This window comes from uncultured Cyclobacterium sp., assembly GCF_963977555.1.
Lineage (GTDB): Bacteria > Bacteroidota > Bacteroidia > Cytophagales > Cyclobacteriaceae > Cyclobacterium.
On record NZ_CAXBPD010000015.1, the window covers coordinates 74864 to 96910 of the forward strand.

9 protein-coding genes are annotated in these 22047 nt (G+C 36.8%); 1 reads left to right on the forward strand and 8 read right to left on the reverse strand.

The genetic code is table 11. From position 1 onward, the window contains the following. Positions 1 to 79: 79 nt before the first annotated feature. The 8 genes from AAC073_RS17680 to AAC073_RS17715 form a co-directional block, all read right to left on the reverse strand. Positions 80 to 4705: a malectin domain-containing carbohydrate-binding protein gene (locus AAC073_RS17680; protein WP_339925128.1), complete on the reverse strand. Its 4626-nt coding sequence runs from the start codon at positions 4703 to 4705 to the stop codon at positions 80 to 82. Between the two features lie 903 nt (positions 4706 to 5608). Further along, positions 5609 to 7594, reverse strand: a complete 1986-nt coding sequence (locus tag AAC073_RS17685; protein ID WP_339925129.1) for a T9SS type A sorting domain-containing protein — start codon at positions 7592 to 7594, stop codon at positions 5609 to 5611. 334 nt (positions 7595 to 7928) lie between these two features. Next, positions 7929 to 12383 (reverse strand): T9SS type A sorting domain-containing protein, encoded by a 4455-nt coding sequence (locus AAC073_RS17690; RefSeq protein ID WP_339925130.1) that lies wholly within the window; start codon positions 12381 to 12383, stop codon positions 7929 to 7931. A 366-nt stretch (positions 12384 to 12749) separates the two neighbouring features. Further along, positions 12750 to 13115: a T9SS type A sorting domain-containing protein gene (locus AAC073_RS17695; RefSeq protein WP_339925131.1), complete on the reverse strand. Its 366-nt coding sequence runs from the start codon at positions 13113 to 13115 to the stop codon at positions 12750 to 12752. A gap of 335 nt (positions 13116 to 13450) precedes the next feature. Then, complete coding sequence (locus AAC073_RS17700) at positions 13451 to 14815, reverse strand: gluconate:H+ symporter (RefSeq protein WP_339925132.1); 1365 nt, start codon at positions 14813 to 14815, stop codon at positions 13451 to 13453. A gap of 71 nt (positions 14816 to 14886) precedes the next feature. Beyond that, positions 14887 to 15528, reverse strand: coding sequence for a bifunctional 4-hydroxy-2-oxoglutarate aldolase/2-dehydro-3-deoxy-phosphogluconate aldolase (locus tag AAC073_RS17705; RefSeq protein ID WP_339925133.1), 642 nt, complete (start codon positions 15526 to 15528; stop codon positions 14887 to 14889). Next, entirely contained in the window at positions 15497 to 16492 is a 996-nt protein-coding gene (locus AAC073_RS17710) for a 2-dehydro-3-deoxygalactonokinase (RefSeq protein WP_339925134.1), read from the reverse strand. The genes AAC073_RS17705 and AAC073_RS17710 overlap by 32 nt, the downstream gene beginning before the upstream one ends. A 293-nt stretch (positions 16493 to 16785) precedes the next feature. After that, positions 16786 to 17910 (reverse strand): DUF748 domain-containing protein, encoded by a 1125-nt coding sequence (locus AAC073_RS17715; protein WP_339925135.1) that lies wholly within the window; start codon positions 17908 to 17910, stop codon positions 16786 to 16788. Positions 17911 to 18705: 795 nt separating this feature from the next. On the opposite strand from AAC073_RS17715, the gene AAC073_RS17720 reads away from it, so the two are divergent. Beyond that, a complete protein-coding gene (locus AAC073_RS17720; RefSeq protein ID WP_339925136.1) occupies positions 18706 to 22044 on the forward strand; it encodes a TonB-dependent receptor in 3339 nt (1112 codons plus the stop codon). The last annotated feature ends 3 nt before the right edge of the window (positions 22045 to 22047 follow it).

Consider the following 22047-nt stretch of genomic DNA (forward strand, 5'->3'; position numbering starts at 1 on the left):
TAAATTGTTTCAGTTTGCTATAAACCAGAAAAGGCTCTCTGAATAATTTTCAGAGAACCTTTTCACATAAATCCTTAAATTAAGGATTAACGATAAGTCTTTGCTTATTGATGATCGTTTGCTCGTTGCTAATACTTACGAGGTAGACACCTTGAGAAAGATTGTCAAGTGGGATGTTGAATTGATTGTTTGAAGTTTGAATTCCACTCAAATCAAAGTGACTTACCAACTGACCATTCATATTGTGGATAAGAACCCGACCTTGACCCATTTCTGCATTAAGTTCCAAAGTAGCTCTTCCTTTTGCAGGGTTAGGAAAAATACGGATCTCATCAGCAGTTACACTTTCTGTATAAACATCCATTTCTTTATAACCTCTGTTGTACATTTCTTCTTGAAACTCACTTTGTGCTGTCCTTAAGTTGGCGGTTATATTTGCACCCTTGGCAGCACTACCTATGATAGCAATTCCAGAGATACTTGCATTGTTTACTGAAGCATTTAATTCTAGTGTTAAAACACCATTCGTTACTTCAACGTTTTCGAAAGACAGTAAAGTAGGTGCATTTTTATTTTCTACGAAAAGATCAAATTTGCTTTTTAACACTTCTCCTTGAAGAGAAATGTCATAGACTCTTTTTCCAGCTTTGGCAGTGCCTCCCGCATATCCAAACCATACTTCATTGTGCATGGTAAAGACTGTGTAAGAACCATTGGGAACAGGGATGCTGTATTTTAGGTTTTTACCACTTCTTTCTGACTGGAATAAGGCTTCAACATCTATTTTAGTATTATCATAACGGCCAGTGCCTTTGTTGTAATATTGTTTTGTATTTGCTTCGGCCAGGTAAGTGATGCCATTTAAAGTTGCATTTGATTTTCCACCAGTATTTAAAAAGAAAAGGTGATCAGAACCAGGTTTCTGAGAAGCCTCTTGGCTCTCCTGGATTATGGATATTCCCGAGATCGAGGCATTGTTTACGCTCGCGATCAATTGTAGGTTTAATACGCCGTCTTTTACTTCAATTCCTTCGAAAGAAAGTATGGTTTCCTGATTTTTGTTTTCCAAGTATAAGTCCAGGTTTTCTTTGACTACTTTTCCCTCTATTGCAATATCAAATACTCTTTGTCCAGCTCTCTCAGATCTTCCTTTTTGGCCAAAATACAATTCGTTGTGATAGGTTTTTACAGTATATAATCCATCTTCTAGAGGTATTTCGAATAAAAGTTTATTGTCAAACCTTGTGGATTGGAATAAGGCCTCATCACTACCTTTGTCATTAACAGACACATTAGATCCTGAAGTTACTAAAAATTCATTGTTTAGTTTTTCGAAAGTTTGACCATTGAAAGCTATCGATTTTTCATAACCAGTATGATAATAAAATGCTCCCAATACTTCACTTGATCCACTTTCAGCAGGCTTGCTTTCGACAACTTCAATTGCTTTCTTTTTAGCTGTAAATTCTATTTCCGAAGAGGTACTTATATTTCCTTTTTTATCTGTAACAGAAGCCCAAACATAGTTTCCACCAGCAGGTATTTCTGCAATAACAGCCTGGTAAGGTAATTCCGAGCAAGAACCTACCAATTTCAACCCACAATAAAAGTCAACTTTTGCAATATTGTTATCCAGGTTGGTGATTGCACTAGTCAAGGTAATTTTGTCCCCTTCAGTAACCTCTGACGTATTCTCTTTGATAGACAATTCAATGCTTGGCTTTTTATCTTCCATAATTTGCGGGATAATGGCAACCGCAGAGATCAACGCATTGTTAGATGAAGCCATTAGGTCAAGGTTTAAAAAACCATCCTTAATTTCTATTTCATTAAAAGTAAGGGTTGTTTCTTGATTTGCATTTTCTAAGAAAAGGTCTAGGTTCTTTTTGACTACTTTTCCTTCTATTGCAATATCAAATACCCGTTGTCCAGCTTTTTGAGACTTTCCTTTTTTACCAAAATACAATTCGTTGTGGTAGGTCTTAACAGTATAGATTCCGTTCTCTACAGGTATCTTGAATAACAGTTTATTGTCAAATCTTGCTGTCTGGAACAAGACTTCATCACTACCCTTCTCATAATTTGAAATATTTGATCCTGAAGACAGGAAGAATTTACTGCTTAATTTTTCAAAGACCTGACCTTTGTAAGCAATTGGACCTTCATTTCCGAAATGATAAAAAGCGCCATCCTTACTGTCTGTGGTATTTTCAATCTCTTCGACCTTTTCTACCTGAGTTGCCTTAGAAACACGGATGAGCACTACTGAACCATAAGGAGGGATAGTAACCTTTCCTGAAAATTTCTCTAATTTTGCATTTACGTATTCACCTGATAAAGCAATAGTTTTGCTACTTTTAGTTGGATTGAATTCAAAGATAATTTCTTCATCAGGATTAATAAAAGAAGCTTCCACTTCTACCAATTCCAAATCATCTACCCAATAGGTGAAGTTAGCTTCAGTAGTGGTGATCAAAAGAGATACCTCATTTACATCTGCAAATGGAGAAACAAGTACTTCAAATCCATTAAGATCAGTTTTGACTTCAAAATTAGTCATTGCAGACAATTTCTCCCAAGGAGTACCAGTATACCTTAAATAAGTCTGAATGTTTCCTGATTTATTTGCCAAAGCATTGAATTTCAACATGTAGGTTTTGTCTTTCTTCATTTTACCTAAATTGATTTTCACTGCACTAGCTCCTGAACCGCTAATTTTAAGGGCTCCACCATTGGTTTTGCTGTTGCTGTCCCATTGCTGCTTGCATTTGCTACAGGAAACACCACTAACATTTTTGGCAAAGGAAGAATTAGCATATAAGCTAGAACCGATTTTCTTTTTGATAGTATAGGTAGAGATATCAACTGAATTACTTACCGAGTTCTTGTCTTTACCGAATTTAGCAGTCCATTGTTCTAAATTATCTACAGCTTCTATTTTCTTACCATTATTCACATATTCGTTAACAATGCTAAACTCATCACCAAGTGGTCTGAAAAAATAGTTTTTATCAAAATCAGCCATTATTTTAATGTCATTTTTATGAGAATTGACATTTAATGAATTTTGATTGGCACTCTTAACAAAAAATTGGTTGTTTTCAATATTCACTTTCCTTGTGTCTTCTCCAATAACATTGTTTCCTAAAGTAACAGATGTATGTGAGTTGTAAAAAGTATTATTTGTTACTAGGATATTGTTCACATTAGACATTTTCAAGCCATTGTTTTCAGTATTAGCAACCGTATTGCCAGTAATTTCAATATTGTTTGAATGGTCATCAAGGAAAATACCTTCGGCCAAAGGTCTGTAATTGATACCTTTATCAGGAATTCCTCCTTTACTGCCTATACTATTTACAACAATATTGCCTTCAATTTTTCTTCCTCTATAGCCTTGGTATTTTACGCCACCAAAAGTATAAATTCCTCCACCGTCACCTTTAATTTGGCAAAACGTGTCTACATAATTATTTTTAACTACTGAATAATTACCATTAAATTGAATACCATTGAAACCAGAGTTGATAACGGCATTGTTTTGAACAAGTACTTTCTCTCCATAAGCAAATATTCCAATCCCTGAGGCATCTTCATTTTGCGTTCTTCCTGCGATCAAAGCAGTTTTTCTGATCTCATTGTCTTTGATTTTTGCGTTATCATTGCCATACCTTAGGTACAAGCTATTATTATAGGTATTAGTGATGATATTTCTTTCAATTACTAAGTCCAACACACTCAAGGCAAGGATACCATTTTCACCAGAAAAACTGATTTCTGAATCACTGACCCTTATATTCTTTCCGCCTTTAAATTCGATTGCATCATTGTTAGCTCCTTTAAACTGAATGTTTTCAATGAAAATGTTTTCGTCTCTGTAGTCTTTTATCAAAAGGTTCTGTAAAGTACTAACTTCTACTTTTAAGGATGACGGGTTTCTATTACCGAAGAAGACGTTTATTTTTTTCGTGGAAGGATTAAAATACCATTCTCCAAAAGTATCGAGTGTTTTGATGTGGTTCTGGATAAAAAACCCAAAATCTTTTTCAGCTTTATAAGCACTGGCTGAACCATTGTAACGAATTCGGCTCCCACTATGTGATGAGATTTGATGGGTATCAATTACCCACTGATTCTTTTTAATGACAACCTCAGCGCCTTTCCAACTAGGGGTACCACTCAATTCACTACTGGAAATTTGGTTGAAATCGATTACCTTTTCAATTTTTAAATAACCTTCATTACCAACATTACTGTTGGGATATCTTCCCAATTCATGAATTTCACCATTGATCAAAAGTACCTTAACGGATTTGGTATCAATTGAAGCGCTACTTTCATAAATACCATTTCCAATAGACTTCCAACCATTTATCCCTTTAAAAGAAGTAATAACTGGCTTGGCCCCCGAACCGTAAGCTCCAATTTTAATAGGAGAGGTAGTTGACCCTGATGCTTTAATATGTAAAGTACCATAAAAAACTTCTCCTCTTTTAAACAAGATAGCATCTCCAGGCTTCAAATAATTAATATAGGAATTAACTTTATCAATAGATTTCCAAGGAGTATTAGCATTTTGTGCTTGTGAAGAAGAGCGATTATCATTTCCAGACTCTTGAGATACATAAAAATTTGTAGCATATCCCTGGGTAAGTGACATTGCTAACGAAATCAGAATGAAGATGTAGATAAATGAAGCTTTCATGGTATTAAATTTTAAAGTTTAGATTATTTCGTTTTTCAAATCCCACCTTATTTATCAGGTGTCTGTTGATTTTGTCCTACTTTTTTTGACTTATAAAATCTCAAAACGGCATTTCAATAAAAAGAATCTTGTTTTTTGATTTTCATACATATCAAAATGAAATTCTAAATATGAATCTCATTTCAATAATTAACAGTATAAAATTCTTAAAACCAAACTTTTGTGATGTAGGAAATATTGGGAGAGAGATGGGAAAATTGAATAATTTCAATAGATGAATTAAATTTTGCTTTTGAAATTCTAAATTTTGTTGGTGATCGAAAAAATGAGTACTTAAAAAAAAATCAAATTATTTTAATTTTTTTTTATTAAAATAAATAAACGTTTAATAATGGTTTATTATCTATAAAAATTTAAAACAAGAAAATTAATAACCTTATATTTACTGACATAAATAAGTATTATATAACTTATATATTATCAATTTAGAGCAAAAAATTTCTAAAAACTTTTTTGAGTATGTATAAAACAATTGAAATCTATAGTGACTATATTACGATGCATTACATCGCTTAAAAAATGCATTAAATAAAAAAAAGTAGGGTATTTCAGGGTATTAAAGCTTAATTTTGAAATCTACCCTCATGCATAGTAAACCCTAATACAGCAAAGCGTCTCCCCTTCTTTGAGTTCAAGGCATGCCTCCTAACTTTGGCGGTGACACAATCCCACCTATCCTGGCAATCTTAGCAGGAAGTAATTCTAACAGTAATTGAAAGACAATGCTAAGTCTCATTAAAGCTTTAAAGCCTCGCTGGAAAATTCTACAATTTAAAATTCACAAAAAAAACTCCGAACAAAGGTCCGGAGCTTGAAAATAATGCCTGTAATCACTTTGTGCTGTCAATAGATGAACACCTTCTTGAAAAACACCTTTTCACTATTAGTTACCTGTATTACATATAGACCTGCGCCAAAACTCTTAAAGTTAAAGTTTGCTGTATTGCCTAATTGGGCGCTGTGGATCAAAAGACCGTTTCCTTTATAAATCATGACTGTTTCGTCATCGCTTAGAATGGATGGGTAGACGATGTTCACAAAATTTTGGGAAGGTTGTGGATAGACTTTTAGCTCTTCCTCCAAACTTTCTAGATTAACCTGCTTTTCAGAAGACAGGCTCTCTAGCTGATTAATAGCCTCAACATTAACCCTTAAATTATTTCCGATATCAAAACCAGCAACAAAATTTACTGTCAATCGCTCTCCCATAACATTATTACTATTATAAGGAGTAACCATTAATTTATATTTGCCTTCGCTGAAATGTTTTCCATTATAATCGTCCCCAGGCAAATCCCCATAGATCGCATAGGGCGCTTTTCTTTCTGTCCAATTGTAATTTTTCGCACCCGAAAGCTGAAATGCCATCGCAGCTATCTGATTGCCTTTGCCTTCAGCTCTAATATTAAGCTTGACTTCTTTCAATTGGTTAAGGTCAATATAAGCTCCGTCCAGAATGGTCATGATGTCTTGATCGGTATCCGCATTCACAAGCACGAGCTTATCCACTTTACTTTTATGAACCACTTCAAAATTCACGGTTAAGGATTCTCCACCAATACCAGTATTGACACTTGAGTTGAATGGGAAAGCAGAACCTGTCAAAGTATAGTTTCCTTCTGGCAATTCTTTTCCTGCATAGTCTCCATTATCATCCATTAAAAGGGCATACGGTTTCACCTTTTCAAACTGTGAATGATTCACAGGCCCGCTGATCTCCATACCCACTCCTCCCTGTACTTGATTTAAGGGGACATTTGCTCTGACATTAAACTTATTACCTGTAAAGGACGATAAATCAATGATATCGCCATCTTTAATTTCACGAATATCAGTATCGTCTGTTGCATTGACCAAAGTGAAGGTTTCAATGATACTATCAAAAACTACTTCAAAATTAATCATGGAATTCATTCCTGGATTCCCGGTATGGAATCTAGTTTCATAAGGAGTGGCCATTAGTGAATAAGTACCTGGTGAAAATGCATGGCCTACATATTGCCCTTTGACATCACCATATAAAGCGTAAGGGACAATGTTTTCCGTTATGGTATGCTTTTTAGCAGGACAAGATGGGCAACTGGTCAAATACTCCATTTCCATCTTCACACTACCCACAATTTCTGGGTCAGAGCTTACTACTATGGTGAGTGTCCTGTCTTTAATAGAAGAATATGGAATCTTATCTCCATCTGTAATTTCACTTATTACGGAGTTGGTACTGGCATCCACCAACCAAAAGCTTTCGATTTTCAAATCCTCAGATACTTCGCCTGCAATAATAGTAGCCTCGGTAGATTCCCCACCTTCTGCATAAGCAGTCACTATTAAATCCCCCAAAACATCTGGCGTTTGGCAAAACACAATCTTACCATTTTCATCTGTAATGAAAGTACCATAATATGAACCATTGACATAGAAAATCACCTCTTCATTACTCATTGGTACTCCAAATTGATCTTTAAGGGTGGCCGTTAAACATGTTTCTTGACCAACAATCCCATTGACTACATATTCCAAGAAGGTGATGGTTGTTGGCACTGGTATATTCCCTTCTTCAATACCTGGATGATTATCGAATGAATCTACCGCTGGTGCAATGCTATAATTTAGATTACTAATATAGGATAGCATTCGCTGACTAAAAGTTGTTTCACCTGAAAAGAAATTCGGGTCTAGTTTAATGTTTTGATTGGAATTGTTCTGAACAAATGCTGACTCAAACTCCTTTACCCTATCATCTGGCACCCCATTATGAGCGTATATCAGGAAGTTAGGAAGTATAGTCAATAAAAAAATAAAGCTTAATATTAAGTAGGACTGTTTCATAAAACACATTTTACTGGATTTTTAACACACAAATTAACATGTATAATTCAAAGATCGCAATAAATTACCTTGTAAGCTTCAATTATTATTTAGAATATAACCACAAAACTCAAAATAAATCTACTATTATTTTAGGTTTATTAATTTCCTTCGATATTATCACTTGTAATGAGAATAACATTGAAATATAAAAGCATTGAAATAAGGGGAAATTAAATTCCTTAAGAACCAATTGAAAAAACCGGGTTTTTGGATTTGATATTTATTATAAATAGATAAAAAAAGCTCCGAACGATCGTCCGGAGCCTTTAAGGATACTAATTGATTTATTGTTTTAATAAATAAACACTTTTTTAGATATAACCTTATTACCATTGGTTACATGGATCAGGTATAATCCAGAACCATAACTTCCAAAGTTGAAGTCTGAGGTGTTGGACATCTGCCCACCGTGAATCAATTGACCGTTGCCTTTATAGATCATTACCAATGCATCTTCACTAAGTGAGGAGGGGTAGCGGATATTGACCAGGTTCTGGGATGGTTGCGGATAAACAGTAAGTTCATCTTTCTGCCCATCGCTATTAGTACCTTCTTCTGAGGCATTGGCTTCAAGTTGATTTAAGTACTCATTGCTAATCCTTAAGTTACCGCCAATGTCAAAACCAGCGCTAAAGTTAACCGTAAGTGATTCACCCATCGTGTTGTCGCTATTATAAGGCGTAACCTTCAATTTGTAGGCACCTTCTTTAAAGTACTTGCCTACGTAATCATTGGCAGGTAAATCACCAAATATCGCATAAGGGGCTTTTCTCTCGGTCCAATTGTAATTCTTCGCACCTGAAAGTTGGAAAGTCATGGCAGCCATGTCATCTCCTTTGCCATCTGCTCTGATATTCAGCTTGACATCTTTGTACTGATTCAGGTCGATGTAGCTACCTTCCATAAGCTCCATGATATCCTCGTCGGAATCCGCATTTACCAAAGTGAATTTATCCACTTTGCTGTTGTGAATCACTTCGAAATTAACCATCACAGTTGCTCCTCCTATACCTCTATTGGCACCTGACTTGTTTGGGAATGCAGTTGCAGACAGGGTATAGTTTCCTTCAGGAAGGTGTTTACCAGTGTAATCACCACTGTTGTCTCCAAACAAGGCGTATGGCATTACTTTCTCAAACAATGAGAAAATTACAGGACCATCAATCCTTATTTCTACACCACCTTGCTGGCCATTAGGAACATTTGCTCTAATGTTGAATTTAACCCCTTGGAATTTAGAAAGGTCTACAACATCTCCATCCATGATTTCACGAATATCAGTGTCATCTGTGGCATTGACTAAAGTAAAGCTATCTATCGTTCCTTCAAATACTATTTCGAAGTTGACCATGGATTTCATTCCCTGATTTCCTGCTAGGTGCTTCATCTCAAAAGGAGTTGCGCTGAACTTATACGCTCCAGGTACAATTTCTTTGCCTGTATAGTTGCCATTGATGTCTCCATACAAAGCATAAGGAACCACATTCTCTGTAGTACTGCGCATATCCGGAGCACAAGTCGGACATAAAGTCAATGCTTCCAATTCCAATTTCACACTACCCACTTTAGCAGGATCTGTGATTACCATCATGTTTACCATTTTATCTTTGACAGTAGAATAAGGAATTTTATCTCCATCCATAATTTCAGCGATCATGGTGTTTGTGCCTGCATCTACCAACCAGAAGCTTTTGACTTCCAAGCCTTCATTTTCGGCAACTACCATAATTGTGGCTTCTGCTGGGGTTCCTCCTTCATAAGTAGCAGTCACCATCAAATCCCCCATTTCATCTGGTGTCTGACAGAATTCTACCCTGCCATTTTCATCCGTGATGGCATTGCCATAGAATACACCATTGACATCAAAAGAAACTTCTACACCAACCAATGGCATACCAAATTGATCTAAAATAGTGGCGGCCAAACAAATTTGCGCTCCTACTACAACCTCTACCTCATTGTCTACGAATGAAATAATGGTAGGAACGGGTGTATTGTCTGAAACTGTTATAGTGGACATTACTGTGTTTTCAACAGTATAGTAGAAACCATACTCAAATTCTCCTTCCATGTCTGGGGTGAAACAGTAATTTAACATGCCATCCTCATTGGTCATCATGGAACCAGCAGGCGCTCCATTTTTAGTGACAAATACCTCAACAGCTCCCATTGGATTATCAAGTTGGTCCAAAACCTCCACTTCCAAACAAGACGCTACCCCTAAACTGACATTGTCCTCAGATGGGTTTACAGAAATGGTTGTAGCTACCAATACTACTTGTATGACTTTCACCGTGCCATTTGCTGGGGTACCACCTGAATAGTAAACAGAAAACTCAAGATCACCAAGGCTGTCAGTAATAAGGCAATATTCTACGATTCCATCTTCATTGCTCATTAAAGTAGCAACTACCTCACCATTGATTTCAATCGTTACTTCTGTATTGGCCAATGGATCTCCATTCTGATCCAATACAAGGGATTGTAAGCAAGCTTCCGATCCTAGGTTTACTTCCACAGGAATGTTAGTGATAGAAATAACGCTGGCTACAAGGTCTCCACCTCCGCCACCATTGCCACCACCTCCGGAATTAAGGACTTTAATAGTGGTAGACGCCGGTGTGCCACCCCCAACATAATTTACAACGAAAATCAATTCTTCACCATCTTCGGCTTCAGCGGTTTTGCAAAACTCAGCAACTCCGTCTTCATCCGTGATCTCAGAACCTGCAGATTCTCCATTAATCTCCAGTTGCACTTCTACCCCTTCCATTACTTTACCGAACTGGTCCAGTACGGTGGCAGTGACACAAATCTGCTGTCCTAAATTAATTTCATTGGCTCCAGATCCAATCGTAATTACAGTTGGAACAGCTGCTGGAATAGCAACCATAACTGTGGTTTCGATTTTATCGCCACCATCAAAATAGCTAGTGAACAATAGGTCGCCTCCATCATCTGGAGTAAAACAATATTCAATTTGCCCATTTTCATCTGAAAAACCACTGTAAATAACATTACCCATGTACTCAATAAATAGCTCTTCATCTTCTAGAGGGTTACCAAATTGGTCTAATACCTGACTGGTGAGGCAAATTTCCTCTCCTAACATGACTTCTTCAGGAACTGAAGAAAAAAGAACGCTTTCAGGCCTAGGAATCGTGGTAACTACAGTAGCTTCTGCAGACGTACTTCCTACGGATGCCACTACTTTATCTGTACCTTCATTGACTGCATCAAAGCAAAAATTGGCAATACCTTCCTCATTTGTCACAGCAAAACCGATTTTTTCATTAGGCCCTTCAATTTCAAAGTCAACCCTGACCCCAAATATGGGTGTTCCTTCATCATCTGTAACTGTAGAATTAAAGCAATAGGTTGTCCCTTGTTGGATTTCCTGCGCAAGGTCTAAGTTAATGTTACGGACTTGTTCGACACTTGCCAATGCCTGCCCACCGGGATAGCCATAAGAGTCATAACTTCCAAATCCATACATAAAAGCACCAAAAGCCAAGGTACCAGAAATATTGTGAGTGCCTTGAGAAACTTCTACCTGCGCACCTGCATAGGTAGAACCAGGGATATTTGTAAAAATAGAAGGATCTAATAAACTACCATCTAATTCTACCTTGTCCTTTTGAGAAATAGGGACGGCAAGATTAATAAAGTGCTTATTAAATCCAGTGGAAGGTGTACTTACTGTATATTGATTTTGAAATTGCTCAAATGGCGGAATGAGCATCATGAAAGGATCGGAAATTACGCCATCCGAAGTTTGCCCTTTAGAATACTGCGCAACCAAAATGGCCTGATTCGATTCAATATTTGCGTAAACATTGCTGGGAATACTTAACTCTTCAAATTCTCCCTTGTTTAGCACAAAATCCTGAGCATATCCTTGAGTTCCTACTACTGATACATTAGTTCCATCTTTTGTGGCCAAAATTCTAAAAATATCACCAGCCCTTCGAGTTGACAGTGGTGTCGTAACAAAACTTTGTCCTAATGAAGAGACAGGTGGGATTTGTTCAATTAAGTGGTCACAATAAGTTGTACCTACTGGCACATTGCTGCAAGTGTGTCCACTAAATACAGAAATTGGTTCATCTGAAGTTACGATGGTTCCTGTGAGGTCACTCCTATTTGTAGTAGCTGCCAACTGATAACTTTGTCCTTTCTGTAAAGTTATTTGGTAGGGAACACCAGCTGTTCTTAATCTTGTGCTACTAGAAGGAGTTATAGTCACTGTAGTATTGTCCTTTGTTGCCACCACACCAAGCACAGATGCCAATTGTACGGATGAACTCCAGGTAGTATAGGACATTATTATATATTCATTACCCAATATATCTACAGGAAGCCCTAGAAATGCATCTGTAGAAGCTGACCTTTGGTTAAGACCATATACGGTAATTTCATTTTCGGCAATAACTTGTATTCCTTTACTACTTATTTCGTCATCAAGACTTGCAAGTAAAGAAACCGGCAAATCAACCTTAGTAATTTCTCCAGGTGTGACTGAAAAATCTATTACAACATTATTGGGTAAATTGACCTTACCTGTGGTTGGTACATCTCCAGATATAAAAAGATCAAGATTTACTCCTATGTTATCGTTATTTCGGTTAAACATTAACCAAAATTCCTTTCCCTTATTATCAGGAATCCCATTCTGAGAATACACCAGGCCCAAGGGTAGTATAATCAGCAGAAAAATAAAGCTTAAAATGCGGTAGGTTTGTTTCATAACATACATATTTATGGGTTATATATACATAAATATATATGTAAAATTTAAATTAACAAATTTAACGGTCTAGTTTTTAAACATTTAAGTAAAAAAAAAATTATTAACTAACGAAAAATTAGAAAAGAGATAATGTTATAAAAACTTTTATCCTTTCCCTATTTATTAGTTTTCTTAACAACATTAGTTTGAAAGTTTATTTACATTATCCATCCTCGATCATTAAGTCCAAGTAATTACTACTCTTTTTTCAAATGCTGCTACAAAGTTTATATCAATATTTCAATTGATTGTTTAATTTTGACAATAAAAAAAGCCTCAGACACAAGTCCAAGGCTTTTAAATACTAATTTATACGTTTATATTTTAGTAAATAAATACTTTTTTAGATATAACCTTATTACCATTGGTTAAATGGATCAGGTATAATCCAGAACCATAACTTCCAAAGTTAAAGGCTGAGGTATTGGACATCTGCCCACCGTGAATCAATTGACCGTTGCCTTTATAGATCCTTACCAATGCATCTTCACTAAGTGAGGAGGGGTAGCGGATATTGACCAGGTTCTGGGATGGTTGCGGATAAACAGTAAGTTCATCTTTCTGCCCATCGCTATTAGTACCTTCTTCTGAGGCATTGGCTTCAAGTTGATTTAAGTACTCATTGCTAATCCTTAAGTTACCGCCAATGTCAAAACCAGCGCTAAAGTTAACCGTAAGTGATTCACCCATCGTGTTGTCGCTATTATAAGGCGTAACCTTCAATTTGTAGGCACCTTCTTTAAAGTACTTGCCTACGTAATCATTGGCAGGTAAATCACCAAATATCGCATAAGGGGCTTTTCTCTCGGTCCAATTGTAATTTTTAGCGCCTGAAAGCTATGGCTGCAAAATGCTGAATTTGACACTATCGTATGGATTAAGGTCTATAAAGGCGTTTGTAGAGGAATATAAAGTCCTGGCTAGTGTCGCCAGCACCATAAGTTTATACACTTTAACAGGTATTTCTCGCACCCTAACGCTAAAAATTTGACTTTTTAAGATACAGCCCTTTTATTTAATGGTATTTATAAAAATATTACAGAAATAAGCAATACAATAACAAAGCCTGTAACAGATATTATTGTTTCTAAAGTAGTCCAGGTTTGTAAAGTTTCCTTCTCACTTATATTCAAATATTTCTTGACCAACCAAAACCCACTGTCATTCACATGGGAGAGTATACAGGCACCTGCGGCGATGGCAATGCCTATTAATGCTTTATGAGGGTCAGTCATGTTCATGTCTATAATTATAGGAGAGATCATGCCTGCGGCTGTTACCATCGCCACGGTAGCAGAGCCCTGGATAATACGAATAATAACAGCAATTAAGTAAGCCATCACTATGGGGGCAACGTTGTAAGCGATGAAAACCTCCGCCAGTGCTTCACCAGCTCCACTCTGTACCAAAATCTCTTTAAACATCCCTCCTGCCCCTGTAATGACAATAATTAATCCTGCTGGAGCCAATGCCTTGTCGGAAAATTCTAGCAATTGTTTGGCCTTATAGCCTTTTCTATAGCCTAAGAAATACAAGGCCACCAGTGTTGCAATGGTTAGTGCTATAAAAGGATGACCTAAAAACTGAGCCAATTCCAACAAGTAATTTTCGCCAATTAAGTATCCCGTATCAACCAAAAGATCAGAAGTAGTCGCAATCAAAATCAATAGTAAAGGAAGGATAATTATAAAGGCAATTAAATAAAAATCTTGCTTGGAAGGATTGGTATTGCTTTCAGCTTTAAATTCAATATGTTCTGGGACGGGGACAAATATTTTTTTAGATATATATCCACCAAATACAGGGCCAGCCAATATAGCACAAGGTAAGCCTACCACCGCACCGAAAATTATCATCCAACCCAAAGGGGCATTCAAAATCTCCGCAACAGCCACTGGCCCAGGTGTAGGAGGTATAAAAGCATGTGTTACTGCCATCCCCGCCAGTAAAGGCACTGCATAATGCAATAAAGATAAGCCTGATTTATTTGCCAAGGCATAAACCAATGGAATTAAGATAATAAAACCCACATCTAAAAATACTGGGATGGATACAATAAAACCAGTAAGCATCAACGCCCAAGAAGTTCTTTTTTCTCCGAAGCCCTTGATTAGAAAATGGGCCATAGTTTGGGCTCCTCCAGAAACTTCAAGCAATTTCCCCAAAATCGCTCCCAACCCCACTACAATCGTAATGAAACCCAAAATATCTCCCATACCCTTTTGGAGGCTACCTATAAGTTCCATAAAAGGCATTCCAGAGGCTAATCCTACAAAACAACTGGCGAGTAATAAAGAAATAAAGGCATGCACCTTTAGCTTCATCACCAATACCAGCAATAGCAATATAGACAGAGAGGTAATTATAAAAAGATATAGCGTTTGATCCATGGGTTTATTAAATAACTAATGATGGTATAAGAAAAATTGAAAGGTAATCCTGATGGAATATAAGATTACTGCTATTTAGCGTCTTTATAGGTTTTCATAAATAGCTCCAAATGCTCAGTAAGCCCTTTCCAATCTTTATTTTGAAGATAAGATTTTGGAACAACTGCACTTCCTACTCCTACTCCACTTGCCCCCGCTTTAAAATATTCTGAAAGATTGTCTACGCTAACCCCACCTGTAGGCAATAATTTAATGCTGTCCAAAGGACCTAACAAATCCTTGATATAGCTGGGGCCTAATGCACCAGAAGGAAAAACCTTAACCATATTGGCGCCTAGTTTCCAGGCTGTATATATTTCAGTAGGTGTGAAAGCGCCAGGAAATACAGGGATATCGTTAGCTACACAAAATTCAATGACGTCTTTGTCTAAAACAGGTGTGACAATAAATTGTGCGCCTGCATCGAGTGCTGCATGCAGGTCATTTAAGTCGCAAACGGTGCCTGCCCCAATATTGAGATCAACACCAAATTCACTTACCAATCGTTCAATGTCTTTGGTAGCATTCTTTGAGTTAAGGGTAATCTCCATCGTAGAAAGCCCTGCAACTTTAAAGCATTGGGCTACTTGAATCAGGTCCTCACTGTTTAAATTCCTAAAAATAGCGACGATGGGTGCTTTATTAAAAGCTTCCCAGGAAAATGTTTTTTTCATTGTTTATATGTTGATTCAAAACTTGAATTTGACCATGAATTACGGATTGACTTACCCATTTAGTGGGTAATACTTTGGGTTTAAGTCCTAATGTTTCCATCCCCAATACATAATTGGGATGAAGTTTACCTTCTGAGCATAGGTAAATATTAACCTCTTTTTCCTGCACCAAATTAGTGAGTTCATTTCCAATCAGCAAACCGCTTAAATAATGAAAATTTTCCTCTTTGGATAAGCGTCCAAACAATTCATTCGTTCTCGTCTTAAAAAGCACCGATAACAACGCATTTTCTGCACCTGCCTTAATGCCCTCCGCGAAGGCAGTTTTGAATTTATCATTTTCGGAAGAGTTGAATGTAACGCTTTTTGATAAGATGCTCTTGTTTGCCATGAGCTGGAAGACCTCTCCAGTCATATAGGTCTTAAAACCAGTCATTTGATTGTTATTTACCCAAATGTGTTTAGAATGTGTTCCGGGTAAAATAAAAATGCCATTTCCATCAAAATTCTCTAGCTGACGGACTACCCCTATCAACTGGGTTTCTTCACCTCTCATTACGTTGTCATCACTCTTGACACCTGATAACAAAAGTAGAGGGTGGTTGAATGCCTCTGATGAAGCAAAATATTCTAAATTCATAGAAGTACCCAAAGTATCTAATGGTAAATTGGCATAGGGCAATTCTTTTATGCCTATACTGGATGAAGCCATCCCTGAACAAACCACCAGCATATCATCCAAGTTAACGTTTAGAGATTCCCCCATACTTTTGATTTCATCTCTAAGTACGCCGAAATAAAAGCTTTCTCTGCTTACGCCATTTCCATTTTCTATAAAGGAGTGGTAGGTAGTTTGAATACCAATTTCGTTCGTATATTCTTCCTTAATGCCTGCATCCTCTAAATTTACAAGCCTTAGCCTGAAGGAGCTAGTACCCCAATCACAGCTTAAAAATCTCATCATATAGTTCCTAATATTGAAGTGAGTTTAAGGATGGTACAATACATGCAATCCTTTTGGTCAATTATTAACCACTCAATAATTAATTGAAATTAGGGAATTCAAACTGAATTTTGGAAACAGTTTCTAAAAAAATACAAACTAAAGGACTGAAGCCTTGAAAAAAACACAATAGCGACCTAAAGACAAGAATTTTGGTTTGTTTAAGAGTAGGGTTTAAAATAGTACCAGAAAAAAAGAAAAGCATCTTTATAGCTATCCTAAATGATATAGATATAAAGATGCTTTAAGGTATACTAATCTTTTTTATCACCTCCGAATAATTCTTTAAAAAAACCTTTGTCATTTTCATCCTTTTCCATATTTGAGATATTGATTGATTGCTCTATAGAGGGTCTTAAAGCCTGAACAAAGGCATTTCTCAATATCAATAAGATGGCCTGACCTGTGTGGATATTTGGATTATCGAAGGTATTTTCTATCAAAATTTTAGATCCGATTTGATCTTCTTTTTGGTTTTCGAAAAGCTCTGCAGCCCCAGCAACTATTGTTTCCCAAAGAACTTGTAACACATTTCCTTCTTCCTTATTCCACTGTACAATGTCTAAATCCTTGATAAGAGGCTTGACATAACCTTTAAATTTCCCTTGTTTTGCTGCAAATTCTGTAAAGACATTAAATTCCCCTTTTTTTACATCGAAATTCCCATATGCCCGTAGAAAATCATTCAATCCAACCAAATCAACCTTTTCAATTTCAGCGTTCATATCAAATGTGGGCTCATCTGCTAAAGCGTTTAGTTTAACATCTAAATTAAATGTCCCTCCATAAGCCAATCCACTTGCATTCAATGACGATGGCAAAGTATCACCTTCTATTGGCTCGTTGGTCAGATTTTCTGCCAAAATATTGAGGTTTTTTATAAAGGCATCTACTTTCGGCGATGCCATATTATCGATATAATGTATTTCTCCCTGACTGATTTCAAAACGGTTAATATCCAATGGCATCAAATCCCTTATCAGCCCTCTAAAATCAGCCGTATCCTGTTTGACTTCAGGATCATTTTTTTCTGTATTTACAAAGTTTAATTTAGGCTGATCCACTACAAGTTCACCCACAATCTTACCTTTAAAAAGTGCATTCCATTGAATGGAAAGATCTACATGAGGGCTTGTAAAAAAAGGGATGCTATCCGCACTTTCCCTATCTTTGGTATCTCTTTTAAGGATATTTATGCCATCAATAACATAGGCTCCTCTTATCAGGGCTATATCTATGTCTTCAACATTGCCAGTATATTCCTCCATTTCAGCCAGTTGTTTGTTGACAAAGTGGAGTACTATATCAGGTAAAAGAAGCCTAAATACAATCAAAAGTACTATAATAATCCCCAGAATAATAGATGTTTTTTTTCGCATTTTAATGGTCCTTGGTGAATTGTATTTTTAGCTCTTCTCTTCACTTATAATTACTAATTAAAAGGGAAAGTCTTTAACCGGTAATTATTTTTCAAATATTCATTGCAAATCTTTTTAGTTAAAAATACATTTTTTTTTAACTGATAAAACCGATAGCCTTTTTGATGAAAAGCATTCGAGATAGAAACAATAAAACATTAATTTATTTTTAGTTATTGTTTTAATGCAACCAAATTCTATGCCGAAAGGTATTACCAACAGAATCGGAGAAGCACAGTACCGTTAATACAAAAAATCACAAATGAATCCATAATCAGTACTTATTTCTGATTATTTCATTATGATTAAAATAACCATGTGATTTTAACAAAAATTAGCAAAGAAGTTATTATTACTATAATATCCGTTATCAATAAGGGGATATTATTAAAAAAATGAAAATTACATCTTTCAACAGATCTTTAATTATTCTGTATTCAAATCTTAATTTCATATTATATCTTTTTAATGTTAAATTAAATCTATATAATTGGCACTAGATTTCTTAGTATTTTTCCATTTCAATCTCAAATCAAACGCATAAATTAAGAATTAATCCAATCCCGTAACACACTTAATTCGTGTACGTTACCTCATAAAATACCCATAATTAAACATCTTATATAAATATTTTAAAAAAGAATATGCAAATAGAAAAGTAAATTAATTATCCTTCTCTTACTAAGATTTTATTGAGATTAAAAAGCACTCTTATTAAGATAAATTGTACAAATAATAATTATAAACCCAAATGTTATGAACAAAAGTATACCTCTCCGGTGGATAGGATGTAAAAAATTATTCACCGGCATGCTACTGGCCTCTTTGACAGCGAGTCAATTCATGATTAATCCAGTAGTCGCAAATACCGTTTACACTTCCGGTATTACCGTAAAAAGTGACCTATTTAAAGTCACTAAATCTCCCTTAGCAGATGTTCCTATAAAAGGTATTGTGACTGACTCTTCTGGCGAACCACTTCCGGGTGTCACTATATCTATCCCTGGTACCTCTATTGGGACAGTTACTGACATCGACGGAAGTTATTCCATGTCCGTACCAGAAGATGCCACTTTAGTCTTTTCCTTTATTGGATTCGAAAAGCAAAATGTTGCCATCGGCGGTCGAAGCATTATAAATGTTACCTTAAGTGAGAATGTTTCTGCGCTAGACGAAGTAGTCGTTATTGGCTATGGTACCCAAGAAAGAAAAGACATTTCTACCGCCATTTCCTCCGCCTCTGCAGAGGACCTTAAAGATAGACCATCATCCAACTTCGCTCAATCATTGCAAGGGAAAATGCCAGGTGTTAGAATTTCAAACAATAACTCAGCACCAGGCGGTGGATCCAATATTGTAATAAGGGGGGTAAGTTCGATTAATGCGAGCAACAGCCCTTTGATCGTTATTGACGGTTTTCCAATAAAGGATGGCTATAATAAAACGGAAAACCCATTGAACTCCATCAACCCAGCGGACATAGAGTCTATTGAGGTATTGAAAGATGCATCCTCAAGTGCTATCTATGGAACACAGGCAGCGAATGGTGTAATTCTGGTTACTACTAAAAAGGGAAAATCAGGCAAACCAAGTATTTCTGTCAATGCCACAACTGGTGTTCAATCAATGCTCAACAAAGTGGAAGTCTTGAACAGAGATCAGTTCCTTCAAATGATGGATGAATCCAGGGCTGCTGCTTATGTCATAGAAGACCCGAATTTTGGTACCAATGACCCTGAAGCACCGCTATGGCAATGGACCGATTCTGATGAAACTAGAATCAGCAATTGGACCAACTATTCTCAGTATTCTGCTGGGATGCAAGATCCTTACCAAATGTTTTACAGGTGGATTACAGTTACTGATACTACAAAAAACAGCCCCCACAATACCGATTGGCAAGATGTAATTAGCCGAATGGGCAAAACTAATGACGTTCAGCTTTCTGCCTCTGGTGGAACCGATGACATTACCTACAGAATTTCAGGTGGTTATTTCAACCAGGAAGGTATCATTAAATCTTCTGGCTATGATCGTTTCTCTTTTAGGGCGAATATAGACATGAAGGTGAATAGCTTCCTGAAGTTAGGCCTAATGTTAGCTCCTTCTTTGGAAAACACCCAAGTATTGTCCAATATAGAAGGTGGGAGTACGAGTAACCCATTCTACAATGCCTTAGGTTTGCCTCCAATTTGGGCCCCTGCTGATGAAAATGGTGTACCTTATTATTATGGAACTGAATCCACCTACGAGAATCCATGGTTTTGGAACCTGGATTTCGCAGTCAATCCCTTATCTACTTTTCAAATAGAAGACAATAGAAGGACAGTTAAAAACCTGGCCACACTTTATGGAGAAATTCAACTGATGGAAGGGCTTACTTTCAGGTCAGAATTCCATACGCAATTCAGGTTTTGGGAACGAAGTTATTTCCTTCCTAACTCCATGCCAACCACTTCGCAACCTTTTTCTAGGTCTAGAGGTATCAATCAAATCACAACAAGTTTTACATGGAATTCCCAAAATTTCCTGACTTATACGAAGAAGTTCAATGCGCATTCCTTTAATACCATGGTCGGTTACTCGGTAGATGATGCCAGTTACAGGAGCACTTACATCAATAAATACGATTACCCTACTGATTTAATTCCAACATTGAATCAAGGTGTAACCATTGTTAATGCTCAAAATGATGCCCGTACCAATCGCTCTAGCGAATCAATGATCGGTAGTTTTGCAAGGGTAATTTATAACTATGATAGCAAATACTATTTCACAGGTAGTATTCGTAGGGATGGATCTTCTAAGTTTGGTAAAGACAATAAATGGGGCGTTTTCCCTTCTATGTCCTTGGCTTGGCGTGCATCAGATGAAAATTTCTTCGAGCCATTAAGAAGCGTAATTAGTGACCTTAAAATCCGAGGAGGATGGGGGATTATTGGTAATGCCGGTATAAGCAATTACCTGGCCCTAAGTACACTTAATTCCGGCGCTTACGTTTTGGGTGCAGGTTCAACCGTCGCTCCATCCTATGTAGATGGAAAAGTTGCCAACTCCTCTTTGGGATGGGAAGAAACGACTGATTTTAGTATAGGTACAGATGTAGAGCTTTTCAATAGTAGGGTAATGTTCAGTGTGGACTATTTCCACAGACTTACCGAAAACATGCTGTTTAATCTACCATTGCCTGTAGTTACTGGATTTAGCTCCTTTATGGCAAACGCTGGATCTATGAGAAACAGAGGTTATGAATATTCCATTTCTACAAGAAACCTTGACGGTGTTGTCACCTGGAGTACTACTGCCAATCTTTCTTATTACAGAAACAGGGTATTGGATATAGGTAAGGACAAACGACCAATAATCAATAACAATGGCTATACTGCTGAGGACAGACCTCTGGCAGGAATATGGGGTTATTCCAACCTGGGTGCATTTGATGATTGGGAAGATGTAAAAACTTCGCCAATATTTAATCCTCAACAAGCCCTATGGAGCAAGCGATCTGCACCTGGTACGCCAAAAGCAGCTGATGTAAATGGAGACGGAATTTTGGATAGCAATGACCAGACAGTCATCGGTCAAAATAACCCAGCATTTATATGGGGTATGACCAATAACTTAGGATACAAGAATTTTGATTTCTCTGTTCATGTGAACGGTGTACAAGGAGGCGACCTTTCTATGGTTGAGTTTGAAAGTATGCTCGGAAGAGGAGGAGGAAGAAGAAGTATGACTACAGAATATTTCAACAATTACTGGACCCCAGAAAGGACAAATGCAGCTTATGCCTCCCCTACAAGAAAAAGTGCTGACGGATCCAGTGTATCGGGTAGTCTTTTATTCAAAGGTTCCTATGTAAATATTCAAAACATAGTTCTAGGATATACTTTACCAAATCAAATCGCCAGCAGAGCGAATATCAGTAACCTTCGTGTGTATGTAAGTGCACAGAATGCTTTTTACTTTACAAAGTATCCAGGCTACAATCCTGAGGTAAACTACCAGGGAAATTCCGCCTTGTCTCAAGGCATAGACAGAGGAGCTTATCCTTTGGCAAGAACTATCTCTTTAGGAATTAATTTAGCATTGTAAACA

Bases quoted from the DNA above. Each gene is read 5' to 3' on its own strand.
- AAC073_RS17720 (WP_339925136.1), top strand. From the start codon at position 18,706: ATGAACAAAAGTATACCTCTCCGGTGGATAGGATGTAAAAAATTATTC.
- AAC073_RS17710 (WP_339925134.1), bottom strand. From the start codon at position 16,492: ATGATGAGATTTTTAAGCTGTGATTGGGGTACTAGCTCCTTCAGGCTA.
- AAC073_RS17680 (WP_339925128.1), bottom strand. From the start codon at position 4,705: ATGAAAGCTTCATTTATCTACATCTTCATTCTGATTTCGTTAGCAATG.
- AAC073_RS17715 (WP_339925135.1), bottom strand. From the start codon at position 17,910: ATGCGAAAAAAAACATCTATTATTCTGGGGATTATTATAGTACTTTTG.
- AAC073_RS17685 (WP_339925129.1), bottom strand. From the start codon at position 7,594: ATGAAACAGTCCTACTTAATATTAAGCTTTATTTTTTTATTGACTATA.
- AAC073_RS17700 (WP_339925132.1), bottom strand. From the start codon at position 14,815: ATGGATCAAACGCTATATCTTTTTATAATTACCTCTCTGTCTATATTG.
- AAC073_RS17695 (WP_339925131.1), bottom strand. From the start codon at position 13,115: ATGGGTGAATCACTTACGGTTAACTTTAGCGCTGGTTTTGACATTGGC.
- AAC073_RS17705 (WP_339925133.1), bottom strand. From the start codon at position 15,528: ATGAAAAAAACATTTTCCTGGGAAGCTTTTAATAAAGCACCCATCGTC.
- AAC073_RS17690 (WP_339925130.1), bottom strand. From the start codon at position 12,383: ATGAAACAAACCTACCGCATTTTAAGCTTTATTTTTCTGCTGATTATA.